Genomic DNA, 18,577 nt, shown 5'->3' on the forward strand with positions numbered 1-18,577 from the left:
TAAATCACTTAGGCGAAAATAAAATCGGCTTCGTTGGTCGAAAAAAAAACGCAAAGCGAACTCATCTCCGTGTCCCCCCTCGGGAGGTCTGCGAGCGTCGCCCCCACTGCGCAGCGCCACCCGAGAAGGCCATCGGGTGTGGCCGACGATGGACGTGGAGAACCTCGGCCCCTCCGCATCTTGGGGCGGATCCGGGAGGTCGTTCGCCTCGACGGCGGAGTTGCACCTTGTCGAAGAGAGGACGTCCCGATGACCGACCGGCTCGACGAGAACAAGCGGCGCGTCCTGGAATTCTACGACCTGATGTTCAACCAGTGCCGGCCGTTCGAGGCCGTCGAGCGGTACGTCGGGGCGACCTACACGCAGCACAACCCCATGGTGGCCGACGGCAAAGACGCCTTCATCGCGTACTTCACCCGGATGGCGCGTGAATACCCCGGCAAGCACGTACGGTTCGTACGGGTCGTCGCCGAGGGGCCCTACGTCATTCTGCACTGCCATCAAGTCTGGCCGGGCGGCCCGGACTGGGCCGGCATCGACATCTTCCGGTTGGACGAGGACGGGAAGATCGTCGAACACTGGGATGTGCTCCAGACGGTGCCCGAGCAGGCGGCCAACGACAACACCATGTTCTAGTCGACCCCCGCGCAGCCATCGCCTGCATCATTCGTCGACGACACCCAGACCATACCCCAGGATCGGGGGATAGAAATTCAGGGACGGGCCGACGTGGCGGGTCCGCCGTAGGGGACGATCGGGATCGGCTCCAGGCGGCCGATATTGGCGAGGCCGACGGCCTCGGGGGCGGTCCCGGCCTGGATGGCGTCGGCGGCGCGGGCGAAGGCCTCGTATTTGAGGCGGCGGAGGGTCGGGTCGTAGGAGGCGGGGCCGGTGATCTCGTACGACATCATGCCCCAGAGGCAGAGGTAGCGCCAGACGCCCGGGTCGATCCCGAAGTGCTGCGCGCACGCGGCCGGGTCGATGACCGGCTCGGGCGCGTCGGCCGGCCAGCCGAAGGCTCTTCGCGCGTGCAGGCCGCGCAGGACGGCCTGGGCCAGGGCGAGCTGGCCGCGGTAGGACGGGTGCATCGCGTCGTGGAAGAGGCGGTCGTCGAGCAGGCCGTCGGGGCTGACGGCGTGGAAGTAGCTCTGGCCGTCGATGAAGATGCCGGCGTGACGACGGGCCGTCTCGCGATAGGCCTCCTGGAAGGCCGTCAGAATGCGCTGGGGATAGCCGTCGTGGTCGCGCGCCACGACGGCGTGCTCATAGGCCTCGGCCGCGTCGCCGCGCGTCGCCAGCAGGCGGGCGAGCCGCCAGTGGGCCGCGGCGAACCCGGGGGCGCGCTTGAGCACTTCGCGGTATCCCTGGATGGCCGCCGACGGATCGGTTGCTTCGAGCGCCTTCGCGGCCAGGTAGGCCCGCTCGATCGCCTGGCGTTCGGCCCGGGGCGTCTCGGGGGGCAGGTACGACCGGTTGGGGTCGCTTGCGGAGTCGTTGCCCGGCGGCGCGATCAGCACCAGGATCACGCCCAGCTTCTCGGCGTAGGCGGCGACGGCTTCGAGCCGGCGGCGGAAGTCCGCCAAAAGCCTCTCGTATTCGTCGTCCGTGTAGGCCGGGACGTCGACGAGGGCCCGATGGCCGTTCGCCGGCGGCGGGATGGCGATCCGGCATTTCTCGATGTTCCGGCGCACCAGAGCGTGGAACGACGACCAGGCCAGGGCGTTCGTCGCCAGGGCCGCGACGGGGCCGGGCTCGTCGGCGTCGGCGTAATAAGCAAGGTCTCGCTTGTGCGGGATCCGCGCCGAGAACTCGTTGTGGCCGCAATAGACGATCAGGACGTCGGGCCGATGCTTCAGGCTCGCCAGGTTCTGGTGCTGGAGCTCCAGCGTCTCGCCCGACTGCGCCAGCACCTCAGGCTGGAACTTCCGCCCGGGGATCGCCTGCCCGAGGCCCCAGGCGACTACCTTGCCGATCGACAGCCAGCGGTCGTACGGCACGCCCGCCGCGCTCGATTCGCCGACGACGGCGATGCTCACGCGATCCTCCTGGTCGGGGAAGGTCGTCGGCAGCTCGACCTCCTCGACGGCGTCGGGGATCCTGCCGCGGATCAGCCGCTCGCCCCGGCTCGATTCCGTCCCGCCCGCCGGCATCACCGAAGTCCGCCCCTGCCGCGCGAGGATCAGCACCGAGGCCCCCTCCAGCACGACCGCCCCGATCAGCACCGAGCCGGCGAGCAGGCCGAGGCGCATCCAGGCTCGCCGCCTGGGCGATCGTTTCAGGCCGAGGATCACGAGCGGGAGCGCCGCGAGGGAGGAGACGAGCGCGATCGCATAGGCGAAGTCGACGACCCAGAGGAAGCCCAGGCCGATCGCCCAGTAGACCCAGATCGGCGTGTGGTCGACGACGAAGAAGGTCGTCACGATGCCGATCAAGACCGTCGCGGCGAGGGCGATCGTCAGGAGGGCGTACGATCGCAGCGAGCGTCGCGTCGCGGGGGCGGCGGGGTCGTCGGACGCGGGGAGGTGCGTATCCATTCCGGCCTCGGCGGGCGGGGTCGTGTCATTCCAGGCCGTACTTGCGGAGCTTCTGGCGGAGCGTCGAGCGATGGATGCCGATCCGCTGGGCGGCGAGGGCCTTGTTGCCCGACTCCCGCCGCAGGACGGTGCGGAGCATGGGGGGCTCGACCTGGGCCAGGAAGCGGTCGTAGAGCGAGTCGGCCCCCTCGGCGTCGGGGTCGGGCAGGGTTTTCAACAGCGTCTCGGTCCAGCGCGCGAGCATCGCGTCCAGGCCCTCGCCGCCGGGCCCGGCTTCGGGGCCGTGGCCCGCGACTTCGGGCGGCAGGTGCTCGGGCAGGATCGGCCCGCCGCGGGCGATGATGGCGGCGCGTTCGATGGCGTTGCGCAGCTCGCGGACGTTCCCCGACCAGGGCCGCCGCCGCAGCTCGGCGAGCGTGTCGTCGCGGAGCGCGACCTCCCCCCCCTGCCTCGGGTCGACCTGGGCCAGGAAGTGCCGGGCCAGGTCGGGGACGTCCTCCAGCCGATCGCGCAGGGGCGGGATGTGGATCGGGAAGACGCTGAGGCGGAAGAAGAGGTCCTCGCGGAACTGGCCCTCGGCCATCAGCTTCGGCAGCGGGCGGTTGGTGGCGGCCAGGAACCGGACGTCGATCGGCCGGGGCCGGGCGTCGCCCACGGGCGTGACCTCGCGGTGCTCGATGGCCCGCAGCAGTTTGACCTGCATGCCCAGCGGCACGTCGCCGATCTCGTCGAGCAAAACCGTCCCCCCGGCGGCCAGCTCCAGCAGCCCCTTGCGGTCCTGGCTCGCGCCGGTGAACGAGCCCCGCATGTGGCCGAACAGCTCGCCCTCGACGAGCCCCGGGCTGAGGGCGGCGAGGCAGACGGGCAGGAACGTCCGGGGCCGTCGCGGGCTGTTCTCGTGGATCGCGCGGGCCACCAGCTCCTTGCCCGTGCCGCTCTCGCCGGTGATGAGGACCGGGACGTCGGTGGCGGCCACCAGGGCGATCTGCTTGAAGAGCGCCTGCATCGGCGGCGACGAGCCGACCAGCCGCATGTGCGGCCCCGCGCCGGTCCCCCGGGGACGGGGCTCCTCGCGGACCCCGGCCCCCGACTCGAGCGCCCGCTGGACGACCGCGCCGGCCTGGTCCAGGTCGAACGGCTTGACGAGGTAGTCGAAGGCCCCGGCCTCCATCGCGCGGACGGCCGTGTCGAGGCTGCCGAAGGCCGTGACGATGATGATCGGCGCCGCGCCCAGGCGGTCGCGGAAGGCCCCCATGGCCGAGAGCCCGTCCATGCCCGGCAGCCGGACGTCGAGCACGACGGCGTCGAACGGGCCGCGGCGGGCGGCGTCGAGCCCCTCCTCGGCCGTCGACGCGACGGCGACGTCGTGGCCGAGGTCGCCCAGGTATTCGCCGAAGGCCCAGCAGATGCTGGCCTCGTCATCCACGATCAGGACCCGACTCATCGACGCTCCCCGCCTGCGGCGTGTCCGGGGCCTCTCGCGGCAGGGTCAGCCGGAACCGGGTCCAGCCCTCGTCGCGACGCCAGCCCAGCGTCCCGCGGTGCGCCTCGGCGACTCGTCGCGCCAGGGCCAGGCCCAGGCCGACGCCCTCCGGCTTGCCCGTCACGAACGGGTCGAAGATCGCCGCCGCGAGGTCGGCGGGGGGCCCCGGCCCGTCGTCGGCGACCTCGATCACCATCGTATCCGCCGCCGCGATCAACTGGAAGCGCACCCGGCCCCCGGCGCCGGCCGCATCGAGCGCGTTCCAGCCCAGGTTCAGCACCGCGGCGCGGAGGCTCGATTCGTCGACGTCGGCCACGGCCGGCCGGTCGGGCGCGTCGACCTCGAGCGCGACCCGGGCGTGCCGGCTCGTCGGCTCCAGCAGGCTGGCGACGTCCCGGACCAGGCCCGCCACGTCGCAGGGGCCGTGCGGGCGCTGCTCCAGCCGGCCTAAGGTGAGCAGGCCGCGGACCTGCTCCTCGGCGAGTTCGAGCTGACGCACGGCCACGCCCAGGCTGGTGTCGTTCCCGGTCGCCCCGCAGCGCTTCGCGTGGAGCTGGACGCCCAGCCGGGCTCCGGTGAGGGTGTTGCGCAGCTGGTGCGCGAAGCCGGCCGCGAGCTGGGCGAGGAGCTGGGTGCGCTCGGCCTGCGCGGCGGCCCGGCGCATGTCCCGGAGCTGCCGGCTCATCTGGTTGACCGACTGGATCAGGTCGGCGATCTCGTCGCGGCCCTCGCCGGGCTCGATCTCGGCGAAGTCGCCGTCGGCGATCCGCGCGACCTGGCCGCGCAGCCGGTGGACGCGCCGGCCGATCCGGTCGGCGAACCACCGCGCGGCCTGCGCCGAGAGGGCGATCGCCGCCAGCCCCAGGCCGACGGGCGCGGCGGCGACGTCCCACAGGGCGGCCCGCCAGCTCGATTCGGGGTAGAGCACCAGCAGCGTCGCCCCGCCCCCGGCGCTCGACGCGGGCGCGGGGATCTTGGCCGCGTAGTACGTCCGGCCGTCGACCTTCAACGTCGGCCACTGCCGCCACGACGCGAAGTCGGGCGGGCGGAAATCGGGCACGGCGCGGGCGTCGGGCGCCTGCGCGGCGAGCCCCTCGTCGCTCGCCGAGAACGTCCGACCGGCCGCGTCCTTGACGACGAAATGGGCCTCCGAGAGCCCGTGCATCCGCTCCAGGACCTGCGACGTGAGCGGGAACGTCGACCGCTCCAGCACGTCGATCACCGTCGCCAGCCGCGCCACGCTCTGCCGCTCGTTCCGCGAGGCCGCCAGCCCCACCCCCGCCGCCGTGATCGCCGCGATCGTCGCCGTCTGGATGGCGACGATCGGGATCAGGATCTGGCGACGGATGGAACCGTTCATGATGCGTCGCGGCCGACTACGGCGTGTTGACGGATTGAGCGAGCCTCCGGACGTGGATGAAGCCGAAGACGAGGCGGGCCACGCCGAGGTAGACGTCCTTCAGCTTCTCATATCTCGTGGCGAAGCGGCGGAACTGCTTCGCTTTCGCGAACGCGCGTTCGACGCGGTTCCGCTGCTTGTAGACCTCCCGCATCTCGTCGTCCCACGGCCAGGGCTCCTTCCGGTTGCTCCGGTTCGGGATCACCGGCAGGGCGTCGAGGTCGTCCAGGACGACGTCGCGGACGGCGTCGGAATCGAACCCCTTGTCGCCGAGCACCTCGGCGACCTCGCCGACCGCGTCGCGGGCCTCGATCAGCACGCCTTTCGCCAAAGGGGCGTCGTTCCTCTGGCCCTCGGCCACGTCCAGGGCGACGACGCCGTCCTCGTCGCAGGCGACGGCGATCACCTTCGTCGTGAAGCCGCCGCGCGACCGCCCGAGGGCCTGCGCTTCGCCGCCCCCTTTTTCCGCCCGGCCCCGGCGGCGTGCTGATGGGCCCGCACGACCGTCGAGTCGATCATCAGCCGGCGGGCGTCCTCGCACTCGGCCCGCTCGGACATCAGCTCGAACAGCCTCTTGAGCCGGCCCGAGTGGATCCAGCGGCGCAAGCGGTTGTAGACGGCGTCCCACGCCCCGAACTCGGCCGGCAGGTCGCGCCAGGGGATGCCGGTCCTCGCCCAGTAGAGGACCGCCTCGAAGAACATGCGGTCGGGCAGCTCCGGCTCGGGGCCCAGCTTCGAGCGGCACTTCTCGACCATAGGGCCGAAGACGGACCAAGTCTCGTCGGTGATCAAGTATCGCATGGCGGCGTCGGCCCCCCTCCTGGGTCGTGATCCGCCTTAAACCTTTACCGTAACAGCCTCCGGACAGTCAACAGGCCCTAGAAACCTGAATGGACGGCCGTCGGAAAGTTCACTTGGCCGAAACTCGGCTGATCGATTGGAAGAACCGGAGCAAGGGGAAAACCGCCTGCCCCAACTGATCCAACGCCACTTTCCGACCGTCGCTCAGGTCAAGGATCAATCGGTGCCAATGCGTTCGCTTTAGCCGTGCGGCTTCCCACGGGTCGGCGTGATCGGTGATCCAATGACAACGGCTCACCTCGCCGTACCTCAGGACGGTCCGATCGCCCTCGACGATCCGATCGCTGGTCAGGACGAGCTGGCGGCCGTCGGCCGTCTGGACGAGCGCTATCGTCCGTTCCGCCTCCTCAAGGCGGATGGGCGGTACCCCACCATTCTCGGTCAACGCGACGTTCGGCGTGTATCCCTGGCGGTCCCACCGGCGCATCAGCGTGGCGAGCCACTCGGCGGTCGAGAACATTCGCGGCACCATACGCCCGTCCTTCTCCCCGACCTGACAGCCCGAGCGACGAAGGCTTTACGCTGCACCCACGACCGCAGGACCTCGTCCCCCTCCCCGCGACGGCGGTCGCCGGGAGCGACGACGGGTCCGGCGACGCCGCTCCTGGGACGCGGCCCGTCTTAAACCTTTACCGGATCAACCCCCGGGCAGTCAACAGGCCCTAGTGGTTCGATGTATCGTTTGAGCTTTCGTGCGAGCGTCGAGAAGCTCGTTCGCCAGGCTTTGCCAAAGTTCGATGAACTGAAGTAATGGAAACGAATCTTGAACTTGAGGTTGGCCTGCGTCGTCTTGCATTGCGTGTCTGACTCCGTCGTATTGCGGTTTTTTAAAGTCGCACGCGTTGCTTCGAGAATATAACGATCCTACGAAATATTCGAGCGTAATGCCTTTGCTCGATTTAGAATTTTATGGACGCCGTCGAGAAACTTAGAGGGGCGCGATGGGGGTGTCGACCCAGGCGCGGCGGCGATGGGAGTCGAGGACGGAGTCGGCGACGATCTGGGCGTTGAGGCCGTCGTGGAAGCTCGGGACGGCGGGGCGGTCCTCGACGATCGCCGAGATGAACTCCCAGATCAGGTCGTAGCGGAAGACGGTGGCGGGCGCGCCTTCGGCGACGTCGCGGGGGCTGCCGGCGGGCTTGAGGAACTCGGCCGGGACGGCGACGGGGGCCAGGTCGTGGCCGCGCTTGCCGAGCAGGACGACGTTGGGCTCGTGGAGGCGGTAGACGGCCGAGCCCTCCGAGCCGTTGATCTCGGCCCACTCGTGGCCGAAGCCGTCGCGGTGGTAGCCCTTGGCCAGGGTGGTCCCCTCCCAGACGCCCGTCGCGCCCGACTGGAATTCGCCGATCAGCGACGACCAGTCGTCGACCTCGGAGGGCTTGCAGGGCTGGCCGTCGGCCGTCTTGTCGCGGGGGGCGAAGCGGGCCACGGCGCCGCAGACCCGCGCGATCGGGCCCATGAGGTCGATGGCGAAGTCGATGCGGTGGATGGTCATGTCGAACAGGTCGCCGGCGCCGGCGCGGTCCTTGTACTGCCGCCATCCCCAGCTCGTCTCGGGCCAGTCGAGGAAGCGCTGGGAGCGGAAGTGGCGGGGCTCGCCGAGGCCGCCCGACTTGACCAGGCTGCGGATGTACCGCATGGCCGGCGCGAAGCGATAGGTGAAGGCCGTCATGTGGACGACGCTGGCGTCGCGCGCGGCCTCGTACATGTCGCCGACCTCGGCCGCGTTCAGGCCCAGGGGCTTCTCGGCCATGACGTGCTTGCCGGCCTCGGCGGCGGCGACGGCGATCGGCCGGTGGGTGTCGTTGGGGGTGGCGATCACGACCGCGTCGATCGAGTCGTCGTTGCAGAGAGCGATCGCGTCGGTCGTCGCGTGCTCGATCCCCCACTCGGCCTGACGCTTCGCCAGCAGCGTCGGGTCGGCGTCGCAGATCGCCGTCAGCTTGGCCCTGGGGTCGAGGCGGAGGCCCGGCAGGTGGTGGTACGCGGTCACGGCGCCGACGCCGATGAAGCCCACGCGGACGGGGTTGGAAGGGGAGAACTCGGCCATGGCGATCAATCCTCGCGGTGCGCTTGCCTTCGACTTCGGGCCCCACTATCCTGCACGTTACTCCGCACGGAGTCCATTCGCGACAGGGTCGAAGGCGACGACAATCAGGGGATCATCGACGATGGCGAGCGACAAGCCCATCCGCGTGGCGATCATCGGCCTCGGCTTCGGGGCCGAGTTCATCCCGATCTATCAGAACTACCCCGGCGCCGAGATGTCCGCCGTCTGCCGTCGCGACCCGAAGGGCCTGGAGGAGGTCGGCGAGAAGTACGGGATCAAGGGCCGCTACAGCGACTATCGCGAGCTGCTCAAGGACCCCGAGATCGACGCCGTCCACATCAACTCGCCGATCCCCGACCACGCCTGGATGTCGATCGAGGCGCTCGAGGCCGGCAAGCACGTCGCCTGCACGGTGCCGATGGCGACCAGCGTCGAGGACTGCAAGAAGGTCGTCGACGCCCAGCGGTCCAGCGGCAAGGTCTACATGATGATGGAGACCGTGGTCTACAGCCGCGAATACCTCTTCGTGCACGAGCTGTACGAGAAGGGCGAGCTGGGCCGCCTGCAGTTCCTCCGCGGCAGCCACCAGCAGGACATGGAAGGCTGGCCCGAGTACTGGCCCGGCCTGCCGCCGATGTGGTACGCCACCCACTGCGTCAGCCCCTGCCTGGCCCTCCTCGGCAAGCACGCCGAGAGCGTCGTCTGCCACGGCTCGGGCCGCATCGCCGAGGACCTGATCTCCAAGTACAACAGCCCATACGCGATCGAGACCGCCACGTTCAAGATCAAGGACAGCGACGTCGTCGCCGAGGTGACCCGCAGCCTCTTCGACACGGCCCGCCAGTACCGCGAGAGCTTCGACGCCACCGGCAGCCGCAAGTCGTTCGAGTGGCAGCAGGTCGAGGGCGAGGACCCGGTCATCCACACCAAGAGCACCGCAAGCGCCCCGCTCACCGAGCCCGAGATTCCCAAGCGCGTGAAGGTGCCCGACTACGCCCACCTGCTCCCCGAGGGGATCCGCCGCTTCACCCAGCCGGCCGCGATCCAGGACGCCGACCACCTCTCGTTCCTGCAAGGCGGCGGGCACGGCGGCTCGCACCCCCACCTGGTCCATGCTTTCCTGAGCGCCGTGAAGGGCGACCGCCCCGCCCTGCCCGACGCCGAGACCTCGGCCAACTGGACCATGGTCGGCCTCTGCGCCCACGAGTCGGCCGTCAAGGGGGGCGACCGGATCGTCATCCCGACGTTCTGACCCGAACCCGCAGGCCGCTCGATCCTCTATAATGTCCAAGAAGCCCGCGCGCCGGCCCCCCGGCGCGCGGGTTCGTTTTCCCGGCGACGACGCAAGCCGGCCCGCCCCAGCGCATCGAGTCCGCCCCCATGGATCAAGCCGACGCCCGGCCTTCCCGCCCCGACTCCCTCGCCATCCGTACGCAGAACGTCGGCGTCTACCGCCAGGGGCGCTGGATCCTCAAGGACGTGGACTGGTCCGTCCCCTCGGGCGCGTGCGTCGCGGTGCTGGGACCCAACGGAAGCGGCAAGAGCACGCTGACGCGGGTGATCTCGGGCTACCTCTGGCCGACCGTCGGCGAGGTGTCGGTCCTGGGCGAGGCCTTCGGCTCGGTCAACCTCCACGACCTCCGCGAGTCGCTCCGCCTGGTCCAGCCGACGGGGCTGGCCGAGCCGGACCCCGAGATGACGGCCCTCGAAGTCGCGACCACCGGCGCGTTCGGGACCGTCGGCCTCTACCGCGAGACGACCCCCCACGACCGCGCCGAGGCCGAACGCCTGCTGGAGACCGTCGGCCTCCACGCGGCGCTGCGGACGCCCTACATGAGCCTGAGCAGCGGCGAGCGGATCCGCTGCCTGATGGCCCGCGCGATGGTGCGCAAGCCCCGGCTGCTGCTGCTCGACGAGCCCACCTCGGGCCTCGACCTGCTGGCGCGCGAGCAGGTCCTCGCCACCATCCAGTCGCTCCACCAGGAGGCCGACCCGCCGACCGTCGTGCTCATCACCCACCACCTGGAGGAGCTGCCGCCGGCCGTCTCGCACGTGATGGTGCTCCAGGACGGCCGGGTCGCCGCCCAGGGCGATCCCGAGTCGGTGCTGCGGTCGGACCTCCTCTCCGACGTCTACCAGTGCCCGCTCGAAGTCGTCCGCGCCGACGGCCGCTACTACTCGCGCGTCAGCCCCGGGGCCTGGGCGTCGCTCCTCTCGGGCGGCGCGCGGGCCTGACGCCGCGAACGGGACGCCTCGCCGGAAAGGATGGGTTATAATTACCCGACCGACGTGTCCCCCTTTCTCGCTCGCGCACTCACCGGAGGCGTCCATGTCCTTCCCCCGCCGGACGTTCCGAATCGCCTGCCTCGCCGTCGCCGGCCTGGCCCTGGCCGCGTCGGCCCGCGCCCAGGGTTTCTCGCCGACGAAGCCCTCGCCCCAGGCGGTCTACGGCGTCCCCCAGCAGGCGCCGACCGTCCTCTATCAGGGCGCGCCCTTCACGCCCCAGCCGATCGCGATCACGCCCCTGCCGCCGCCGACGCCCGTACTGTCGCCGCCCTTGCTGGGCTCGCCGCAGGCCTCGGCCCAGGGCCCGGCCCCCTGCGCCTGCTATTACCCCCAGGGCTACTGCCCGTTCCCCTCGGGGAACTGCGCCTTCCCGCAGGGCTTCTGCCCGATGCCGCAGGGGAACTGCGTCGCCCCCGCGCCGGTGTACGGGCCCTCGGCCTCGGGCCAGGCGGTCGCGGCCCCGGTCTACGCCATCCCGCAGGCCGGCGGGGGGATCTGACGACGGCGGACCCCCGCGCGTCGGCGTCTTGAGTTCGCCCCCGGCCGCGATACACTTCGATGGCGTCGCCGGGGGCGATGACGCCCGCGGAACCGTCGCGATCGGGGACCGACCATGAGCGAACCCGCCGTGCTGGACGTCGACGAGCTGGTCGAGCCGATCTCCGAGAGCGACGCCGTCGGCGAGTACCTCCGCTGGGAGGACGAGTACGCCGATCTGGAAGAAGCCCGCCGCGCCGACGAGGACGCCGGGGCCGACGGCGTCTGGTCCCGCGATAAGAAGACCTCGGACTGGCGCGCGATCCTGAGCCTGGGCTCCCGCCTGCTCCGCGAGCGGTCGAAGGACCTTCAAATCGCCGCTTGGGTCGCCGAGGCGTGCTCCCACCAGCACGGCCTCGTCGGCGTCCGCGACGGCCTGCGGCTGGTCCTGGCCCTCCAGGAGCGCTACTGGGACGAACTCCACCCCGAGCGCGGCGACCTGGAGCTGCGCGAGGGGGTCTACGAGTTCATCGACCACGATCGCGTCCTGCCCCTCTTGGTGCGCGGCGTGCCCGTGACCTACGTCCCCAGCGCGCCCGACTACACGTATACGTTCCTGGACTACGAGGCCTCGCGCAAGACCGAGATCCTGGCCAACAGCAAGTTCGAGAACGAAGAACACCGCGCCGACGCCCTCGAAGGCCGCCTGACGGGCGAGCGTTTCGAGGAGGCCGTGCACGCGACCGAGCGGTCGTTCTACGAGACGTATCTCGCAACCTGCGAGGAATGCCTCGCCGTCGTCGAGCAGATCAACCAGGGCATCGCCGGCCGGTGGAAGGGGCCGAATCGGCCCCGGCTCAGCAAGCTGGAGACCGCGCTCCTGGGGTGTAAGAAGCTCGCCCGTCAGATTCTCGCCAGGAAGCCCGACGACCGCCCGCCGCCCGAACCCGAGACCGAGCCGGAAGCGGTCGACGACGGCTGGGGCGACTCCGAATCGCACGACGCCGAGGTCTCGCAGTACGGCTGGTCCGAGTCGGAGTCCGAGGTCGAGGCGCCGAAGCCCTCCCGCAGGCCGGCCCGACGGCGAGCGGCCGGCGCGCCGTCCACGCCCGAGGACGCCCGCGACCAGATCGCCGAGGCCGCCCACTTCCTCCGCGGCCAGGACCCCGCCGACCCGACCCCCTATCTGGTCGTCCGCGCCCTGGCCCTGGGCGGCCTCTACCAGCCCGACGGCCTCGATCCGTCGCGGCTCCCCCCGCCCTCCAGCGAGGTCCGCGAGAAGCTCTTCCTGGCCTCGCGCGAAGGCGACGAGGATTCCTGGAAGGCCATGCTCGACGAGGCCGAGCAGGCGCTCGGGCGTCCCGAAGGCCGCGGTTGGTTGGACCTCCACACTTATGCATCCACGGCGCTGGCCGGGCTGGGCCTGGAAGACCCCCTGCGCGCCTGCAAGTCGCTCTTGAAAGCATGCCTGAAGGACCACGAGGGATGGGTCGAGGCCCCTCTTCGCGACGGCACGCCCTGCGCCTCGCCGGCCACCCGCTCCTGGCTGACCGAAACCGGCCTGATCGGCGAGCCGGCGTCGGAGCCCGTCGTCGACCTCTCGCGCATCGGCCCGGCCTACGTCGAGCCCGCGGCGGAGGACGACGGCGCGTCGGCCTCGCGGCCGGCCGCGGCGGTCGACGCCTGGGACGTCGCCCAGGATCACCTGCGCAACGGCGAGGTCGCCGAGGCGCTCGCCGTCATGGCCAGGGCCTCGCGGCAGGCCGAGAGCGGCCGCGAGCGGTTCCTGCGCGCCCTCCAGCAGGCGGAATTGTGCCTCGCCCTGAACCGCGACGCGCTGGCGCTGCCGATCCTGGAAAACCTGGCCGCCCGCATCGACGACCAGAAGCTCGACCAGTGGGAGGGTGCCGGCCTCTGCGCCCGCGTCTTCTCGTCGCTCTATCGCTGCCTGCGGGGCCGCGACGAGGCCCGGGCGGCCATCATCCATCATCGCCTCTGCCAGCTCGACATCGGCCTGGCGATTCGGTTGGAAAACATGTGAATCCCAGCGTCAAGACGGGCGACGCGGAAATTCGGAAGAATTCCGAGGATTCAAAGAACCCCTATCTCTTGCCCGGCCGATAATACCGGCGTCGCGGACGCACTCGTCCGCTGGATCGTCGGCCGAAACCGGGACGCTCCCCGAAATCGGCCGGCGGAATCGAAGATTCGTCTCGCTCCGAGCGAGCCACGGGCCCGGGGCCAAGCGCCCAGGAAGTTCGGCGCTCAGGAGGCCGCACGCCGCAAGCATGGATGCGTTTTAAGGAGTCGGTCATGATGACCCCCCGGTCGGTTTTCGCCTGTCTCGCCCTCGGCCTGTGCGTCGGGTGCACCGGCGTCTCGGTGATCAAGTATCCGGTCGCCGGCGACCCGGGCATCCGTTACTGGCGGCCCAAGCCTTACTTGCTCGTCACCCCGGCCGACGCCACCGGCCGCATGGTGAAGATCAAGCTCGAATATCTGCCCGACTTCTCCGAGGAATACGCCATCCAGCCGCGCGGCAAGAAGGCCCCGCAGATCCAGCTCAAGGACGGCTGGAACCTGGTCGCCGTCGGCGGCCCGGCCCCGCCGCCCGAGCCGGCCGACCCCGCCGCCGCGCCCGCCGCCCCCGCGCCCGACCCGATGAAGATCCCCGAGTACGTCGTGTCGGCGACCAACGTCCCGATCGGCTATTACGAGTCGGTCTTCGACATGAACGGGACCAAGAAGGTCCTCAAGGGCTGGCGCTACATCGGCCTAAGCCCGATCGCCGGCGGCGACGCGATCGGCGTCGACCCCCGCGCCCAGGCCGCCGCGAGCCTGCCGCCGGGCTGCCCGCCGCCGCCCGCCGGCTCGTCGATGCCCGGCCCGCTCTACGGCCTGGTCTTCTTCAACGGCGTGATGACCTTCCGCCAGGTCGAGGAGATCGCCAACAACCAGACCTGCCCGCAGTACGTGAAGATCATCCCCGACAAGCCCGAGCCCGCCCCGGCCCCGAAGCCCAACACCGAGATCAAGGTGAACCAGCCGGAAGGCCCGAACATCGACATCAAGGTCGACGACGCGCCGAAGGCCGACGAGCCCAAGCTCGACGCGGTCCCCCCCGCGGTCAATCCCGAGGTGACGCCGCCCCCGACGCCGCCCACTCCGTCGCCGACGTCCCCGCCGACCACCTCGCTGAACCTGCTCCCCGCCCCCGACGCACCGGTGGACTCGGCCGTGGCCCGGACCTCGGCCTCGATTCCCGCCCCCGAACCCGTCGCGGCCCCGGCCCCGGTCAAGATCCCGGCCCCGGTCAAGATCCCGCGGCCGAAGGACTGGTCGGCGAGCCCTCGCTGACCGCGGCCGACCCGGCCGAAGATTGCAAGAATCCGCGACGCCCCGGGCCCGTCCCCCGGGGCGTCGTCGCGCGCCATGGCGGCCGATCCCGGTTGGATCGCCGCCGCCGGCGCGTCGCCCGGCTTTTTTCGTTGAGCCGAACGCCGTGGCGTCGGTATGTTTACGGAAGAAACCGCTCGCCCGCGAGCGGTCCTCCATTTCGAAGCCGAGGTCGGAAGGGGCCACAACGCCATGGCGACCGCGACGGGGCACGGCCTCAAGCTCTCGAAGCCGCGCCAGTCCCTGGCGATCCTGGAAGCCGCGGTGCTGACCGCGGCGCTGGTGCTCCTGGCCTGGCTTGCGCTCTGGCTCATCCACCGGCACGCCCAGGGCCTTCGCGTCGAGGCCGGGTATTTCCGCCCGGCGCGCCTGACGTCGGCCGAGGTCCCGTTCCTGGCGGCCGACGCGCGCGCGGTCGTCGGCGGGGGCGGTCCCGAGGTCGCCGGCGCGGCCAGCCCCGAAAGCCTCCTCGACGCCACGCGGGCCGCCTGCTCGCGGCCCGGCGGGCCGGTCCTCATCTACGTCTCGGCCCCGATGCTCGACGCCATCGGCGGCACCCGCTTCGGGGGCGCCGGATTCGAGCCGCGGAGCCTGCGAGACCTCATCGAGGGGGTCGTCCGGTCGGCGAAGTGCGACGTGGTGCTGGCGCTCGACCTGGCCCAGGTCGACAGCGACCGCGACCTGGGAGTCTTCGGGAACGTCCCCTATCAGGGACTCGCGGCGATCGTCGAGGGGATCAAGCCGGGCGACCACGCCGTCTTCGTGTTGACCTCGGCCGCCCCGGCGCAGAAAAGCTGGGGGTCCGACGCGCTGGGGAGGTCCGTCTTCGCCCATTTCCTGCGCGAGGGGCTGGCCGGCGACGCCCGCGGCTGGGACGCGACCGAGATCCCCGGGCGGGTCACGGTCGAGGGCCTGCACCGCTACGTCCACCATCACGTCGCCCGCTGGGCTCGCGAGTACCGCGATTCCGTCCAGACCCCCATGCTGCTGCGGATCGGCGAGTCCCGCCGCCCCGTCGCCCTGGCCTTCGCGACCAAACCCCCGGCCCCCCCGGCCAAGGACCAGGCGACGCCCAGGCCCGCCCCCGGGCCTTCGAAAGAGTCCGCCCCCACCGAGAACAAGGACGCGGCGGCCGCGAAGCCCGAGCCGCCGGCCGTCGAGCCCCGGGTCGCCCTGATGAAAGAGGTCGTGGACGAGTGGAGGAAGCACGACGCGCTCGTCGCGCAGGTTCCTCGCCCCTATCGATCGCATCCGGCCGCGATCCGGTCTTACCAGGCGGCCCTGCTCCGTGCCGAGCGCCGCCTGCGTTCGGCATGGTCCGACCCCGCCTCGCTCGACGCCGCTCGCGAAGAGCTGCGGGCGGCGACCCAGCGGCGCGAAGACGTGGTCGCCGCCCTCAAGAGGACCGACGAGGCCGCGAAGGGCATCCTGTTCCGGCCCGTGGCGGGCGATGAAGTAGGAAAGCGGGCCCTGACCGAGGCCCTGACCTTCCTGACCGGCTCCGGCCCCGCCGACCCGACGCTCCGGGCGACCTCGCCGCCGGCCGCCGCGCCACCCCCGGCCGAGACGAAGGACAGGCCCGAAGCGGCTGCCAAGCCCGCGGCTCCCGGCCGCCCCGAGCCCCCCCGGGTCCTGGCCGACGCCCTGCCGAGCGGCTTCCCGGACCGTTACCTGGAACTCCAGCTCCCGGCCTGGGGGCTGCGCTACATTCAGGAATTCAAGGTCCCGGATTACTTCAAGGACGATCGCCGGTCCGCGATCCTCCATCGCCTCGTCGAGGTCCGCGCCCGCGCCGAGGAAGCCCTGGCCGTCGATCGTCGCGGGCTGGGCTGGATCCTTCCCGAGATCGCGAAGGGCGACGACGAGCGCCGGCGGCTCCAGGACCAGATTTTCGCCCCCGACCAGACGACGGGCGAGGCCGGCAAGGTCATGCTGGAAGCGATCCCGACCTTCGCCCGGGCCCACTACGACCCCGCAATCCGGACGATCCGGGCCTTCCACGAGGTGCGGACGACCTGGGAGCGGATCGCGGCCGAGCTGCCCGACATCGCGGAGTGGGCCGTCCGCGCGCGGGCTCGCCGGCCGGACGCCCGGTCCCTCGACGAGCATCCCCTGCCCCCGGAGGTGATCCTGGCGCTGGAACACGCCGAGACCCTCGTCCGCGCGCTCGACCAGCCGGTCCCGACGGAAGGCGACTTCGGCCAGGCGATGCAGGCCCGCGTCGAATCCCTCCACGAGGCGACGAACCAGGCGGAGGCGGCGCTGGAGTCGCTGGAGAAGCAACTGCTCGCCGCCGCCCGCGCCGACGCCCGCGACTGGGTCGCGATGGACGCCGCGCTGGGGACGCCGTGGATCCCCGCCGAGTCGCGCCGCCCGTTGCTCGAAGCCGTCGTGCGGCACGCCGAACCGGTCCGGATCGATCCCGACCACGCCACGCTCGACCTCGCGGCGACGCGGCCGGCCGACCCCGGATTCTGGGCGCTCGCCGGCGGTCTGGCGGCGCTCGACGAACGCCTCCGCGCGATCGCCGGGGGGGCGTCGGCCGCCGACGCCGACGGCACGTTCGTCGACCAGGCCTGGGCCGCCGCCAAGGACGCCCCGGGCTCTCCTGAGGTGGTCGACGCCGCCGCGGCCGCGTTCCGCCGCTACGAGGAGGCCGCGAACCGCTTCCGCGTGACGGCGACGCTCCGCCGATCGGCGCGCTTCGGGGGCGAAACCCGGACGCCCGAGGACCTCCGGGCCCTCCTCCAGGTCGACGACCGCGCGGTCCGTCTGCTCGGCCGTGCCGAGGCCCAGGCCGACGCCGCGCGCGAGGACGGCCTCGTCGAAGCCTGGGACCGCCTGACGCGGCTCCGAACCCTGGCCTTCCAGGCCGAGCGCCTGCACCTGGATTATGTCGCGAACGCCCCCGCGCCCGTGCAAGAGGTGATCGCCCGGGCCAGGGTGCTCGACGTCCAAGAGCCGCGCGACCCGTTCGCGGCGGGAGACTCGCTGGCGCTGAAGACCGAGCCCCCGGCCGGCGCCCCGCTCAAGATCGGCGGCGACGGCAAGGCCGAGATCCGGCTGGGGCTGGCCCGGCCCGGCGACGACGACGACGTCGACCGGATCCCGCCGGGCCGGGCGTTCGTCGGCCTCGCCGCCCCGCCGAACGGGCTCAGCGTGGGCGCCGCGCCGGCGGCCTCGCCCCCCGGCGCGCTCCGCGACGTGAGCCTCGCCGCCGCCGGGAAGCTCGAGACCTTCGCGATCCGCCAGCTCGACCCGGCGAGCAACGCCGAGACCTACGAGCTGAGGGCGATGGCCTTCTACCGCGGCCGGGTCGACCCCAGGGCGTCGGCCCCGATCGAGGTCGTCCCCCAGGCCTACGCCGAGCCGGTGACGCTGCAGGTCGCCTTCGACCCCGAGGCCCTCAAGGCGACCTACGGCGAGAAGCTCGCGGCGCTCGTCGAGGACCAGTTCAAGGTCCACCCCGGCTCGGGCTACATGCACCGGGGCAAGTCGGCGACCTACCGCCTGAACTTCAAGAACGTCACGTTCCGCGACCTGACCCTCTATTACAAGCGGACGCTCGTCGCACCCGGAGGCGGAGAGCCCGAGATCCCGATCGACGAGGCCGAGAAGTCGCTCCCCCTGCCCGCCGGCGCGGTCGGCAGCGTCGTCGGCGAGGTCACGTCGGCCCAGGTCCCCATGGACAAGCCCCGGGACCTGCGGGTGGCCTGGCGGATCGGCGAGAAGAAGGACTCGGCGAGGACCCTGTCGGTCCATTTCCGCCAGATCGACGTCAAGAGCTATATGACCTTCCTGCCGTCGATCGGCTTCGATTCGAGCGAGGGCGTGTACCAGGAGTGCTTCATCGTCAAGTTCGTCCGCAGCCCGGACGACCCGGTGCGCGAGCCGATCCGCGGCGGCGAGGTGAGCGCGACGATCCAGGGCGTCAAGCGGTCCCTTGGCCCGAAGGCGGCGATCCTGCCCGGCCAGTCGTTCCGGATGACCCACTCGCGGACCCCGGGCGCGACCACCTTCACCTGGTCGGCCGAGATCGAAAACGACCAGATCAAGCCCGAGGAATTCCGCGGCCCCTGACCGGGCCGATC

13 protein-coding genes and 1 pseudogene are annotated in these 18,577 nt (G+C 71.3%); 7 read left to right on the forward strand and 7 right to left on the reverse strand.

Annotated elements, in window-relative coordinates:
- Positions 1 to 249 precede the first annotated feature (249 nt).
- The gene (locus tag PZE19_RS18415; RefSeq protein WP_277862096.1) at positions 250 to 636 is read left to right on the forward strand and encodes a nuclear transport factor 2 family protein; all 387 of its coding nucleotides are present in this window, start codon (positions 250 to 252) and stop codon (positions 634 to 636) included.
- A 77-nt stretch (positions 637 to 713) separates the two neighbouring features.
- Here PZE19_RS18415 and PZE19_RS18420 read toward each other — a convergent pair whose 3' ends face one another.
- The 7 genes and pseudogenes from PZE19_RS18420 to PZE19_RS18450 form a co-directional block, all read right to left on the reverse strand.
- Complete coding sequence (locus PZE19_RS18420) at positions 714 to 2,534, reverse strand: hypothetical protein (protein ID WP_277862097.1); 1,821 nt, start codon at positions 2,532 to 2,534, stop codon at positions 714 to 716.
- Positions 2,535 to 2,559: 25 nt separating this feature from the next.
- Positions 2,560 to 3,978, reverse strand: a complete 1,419-nt coding sequence (locus tag PZE19_RS18425; RefSeq protein ID WP_277862098.1) for a sigma-54-dependent transcriptional regulator — start codon at positions 3,976 to 3,978, stop codon at positions 2,560 to 2,562.
- Entirely contained in the window at positions 3,953 to 5,377 is a 1,425-nt protein-coding gene (locus PZE19_RS18430) for a sensor histidine kinase (RefSeq protein ID WP_277862099.1), read from the reverse strand. Before PZE19_RS18430 ends, PZE19_RS18425 begins: the two co-directional genes overlap by 26 nt.
- 16 nt (positions 5,378 to 5,393) lie before the next feature.
- Complete coding sequence (locus tag PZE19_RS18435) at positions 5,394 to 5,822, reverse strand: transposase (protein WP_368411304.1); 429 nt, start codon at positions 5,820 to 5,822, stop codon at positions 5,394 to 5,396.
- Positions 5,822 to 6,217: pseudogene (locus tag PZE19_RS18440) on the reverse strand (IS5 family transposase); the annotation flags it as partial. The gene PZE19_RS18435 and the pseudogene PZE19_RS18440, both read right to left, overlap by 1 nt.
- Before the next feature lie 109 nt (positions 6,218 to 6,326).
- Positions 6,327 to 6,737 carry a hypothetical protein gene (locus PZE19_RS18445; RefSeq protein WP_277862101.1) on the reverse strand — a complete coding sequence of 137 codons (411 nt, stop codon included), beginning with the start codon at positions 6,735 to 6,737 and terminating at the stop codon, positions 6,327 to 6,329.
- Between the two features lie 468 nt (positions 6,738 to 7,205).
- Entirely contained in the window at positions 7,206 to 8,327 is a 1,122-nt protein-coding gene (locus tag PZE19_RS18450; RefSeq protein ID WP_277862102.1) for a Gfo/Idh/MocA family protein, read from the reverse strand.
- Positions 8,328 to 8,448: 121 nt separating this feature from the next.
- Here PZE19_RS18450 and PZE19_RS18455 point away from each other — a divergent pair, with 121 nt between their 5' ends.
- The 6 genes from PZE19_RS18455 (at position 8,449) to PZE19_RS18480 (ending at position 18,566) form a co-directional block, all read left to right on the forward strand.
- On the forward strand, positions 8,449 to 9,579 hold the full coding sequence (locus PZE19_RS18455; protein WP_277862103.1) for a Gfo/Idh/MocA family protein: 1,131 nt from the start codon (positions 8,449 to 8,451) through the stop codon (positions 9,577 to 9,579).
- A 128-nt stretch (positions 9,580 to 9,707) separates the two neighbouring features.
- Positions 9,708 to 10,562 (forward strand): ABC transporter ATP-binding protein, encoded by an 855-nt coding sequence (locus tag PZE19_RS18460; RefSeq protein ID WP_277862104.1) that lies wholly within the window; start codon positions 9,708 to 9,710, stop codon positions 10,560 to 10,562.
- Positions 10,563 to 10,656: 94 nt separating this feature from the next.
- On the forward strand, positions 10,657 to 11,112 hold the full coding sequence (locus PZE19_RS18465) for a hypothetical protein (protein WP_277862105.1): 456 nt from the start codon (positions 10,657 to 10,659) through the stop codon (positions 11,110 to 11,112).
- 114 nt (positions 11,113 to 11,226) lie between these two features.
- Entirely contained in the window at positions 11,227 to 13,131 is a 1,905-nt protein-coding gene (gene tssA / locus PZE19_RS18470) for a type VI secretion system protein TssA (RefSeq protein WP_277862106.1), read from the forward strand.
- 272 nt (positions 13,132 to 13,403) lie between these two features.
- Positions 13,404 to 14,447 (forward strand): hypothetical protein, encoded by a 1,044-nt coding sequence (locus tag PZE19_RS18475; protein ID WP_277862107.1) that lies wholly within the window; start codon positions 13,404 to 13,406, stop codon positions 14,445 to 14,447.
- 231 nt (positions 14,448 to 14,678) lie between these two features.
- Positions 14,679 to 18,566 carry a hypothetical protein gene (locus tag PZE19_RS18480; protein WP_277862108.1) on the forward strand — a complete coding sequence of 1,296 codons (3,888 nt, stop codon included), beginning with the start codon at positions 14,679 to 14,681 and terminating at the stop codon, positions 18,564 to 18,566.
- Positions 18,567 to 18,577 lie beyond the last annotated feature (11 nt).

It is taken from the genome of Paludisphaera mucosa, assembly GCF_029589435.1.
Lineage (GTDB): Bacteria > Planctomycetota > Planctomycetia > Isosphaerales > Isosphaeraceae > Paludisphaera > Paludisphaera mucosa.

Coding starts and splice junctions, on each gene's coding strand:
- PZE19_RS18465 (WP_277862105.1), top strand. CDS start 10,657: ATGTCCTTCCCCCGCCGGACGTTCCGAATCGCCTGCCTCGCCGTCGCC.
- PZE19_RS18430 (WP_277862099.1), bottom strand. CDS start 5,377: ATGAACGGTTCCATCCGTCGCCAGATCCTGATCCCGATCGTCGCCATC.
- PZE19_RS18445 (WP_277862101.1), bottom strand. CDS start 6,737: ATGTTCTCGACCGCCGAGTGGCTCGCCACGCTGATGCGCCGGTGGGAC.
- PZE19_RS18460 (WP_277862104.1), top strand. CDS start 9,708: ATGGATCAAGCCGACGCCCGGCCTTCCCGCCCCGACTCCCTCGCCATC.
- PZE19_RS18415 (WP_277862096.1), top strand. CDS start 250: ATGACCGACCGGCTCGACGAGAACAAGCGGCGCGTCCTGGAATTCTAC.
- PZE19_RS18420 (WP_277862097.1), bottom strand. CDS start 2,534: ATGGATACGCACCTCCCCGCGTCCGACGACCCCGCCGCCCCCGCGACG.
- tssA (WP_277862106.1), top strand. CDS start 11,227: ATGAGCGAACCCGCCGTGCTGGACGTCGACGAGCTGGTCGAGCCGATC.
- PZE19_RS18455 (WP_277862103.1), top strand. CDS start 8,449: ATGGCGAGCGACAAGCCCATCCGCGTGGCGATCATCGGCCTCGGCTTC.
- PZE19_RS18450 (WP_277862102.1), bottom strand. CDS start 8,327: ATGGCCGAGTTCTCCCCTTCCAACCCCGTCCGCGTGGGCTTCATCGGC.
- PZE19_RS18475 (WP_277862107.1), top strand. CDS start 13,404: ATGATGACCCCCCGGTCGGTTTTCGCCTGTCTCGCCCTCGGCCTGTGC.
- PZE19_RS18425 (WP_277862098.1), bottom strand. CDS start 3,978: ATGAGTCGGGTCCTGATCGTGGATGACGAGGCCAGCATCTGCTGGGCC.
- PZE19_RS18480 (WP_277862108.1), top strand. CDS start 14,679: ATGGCGACCGCGACGGGGCACGGCCTCAAGCTCTCGAAGCCGCGCCAG.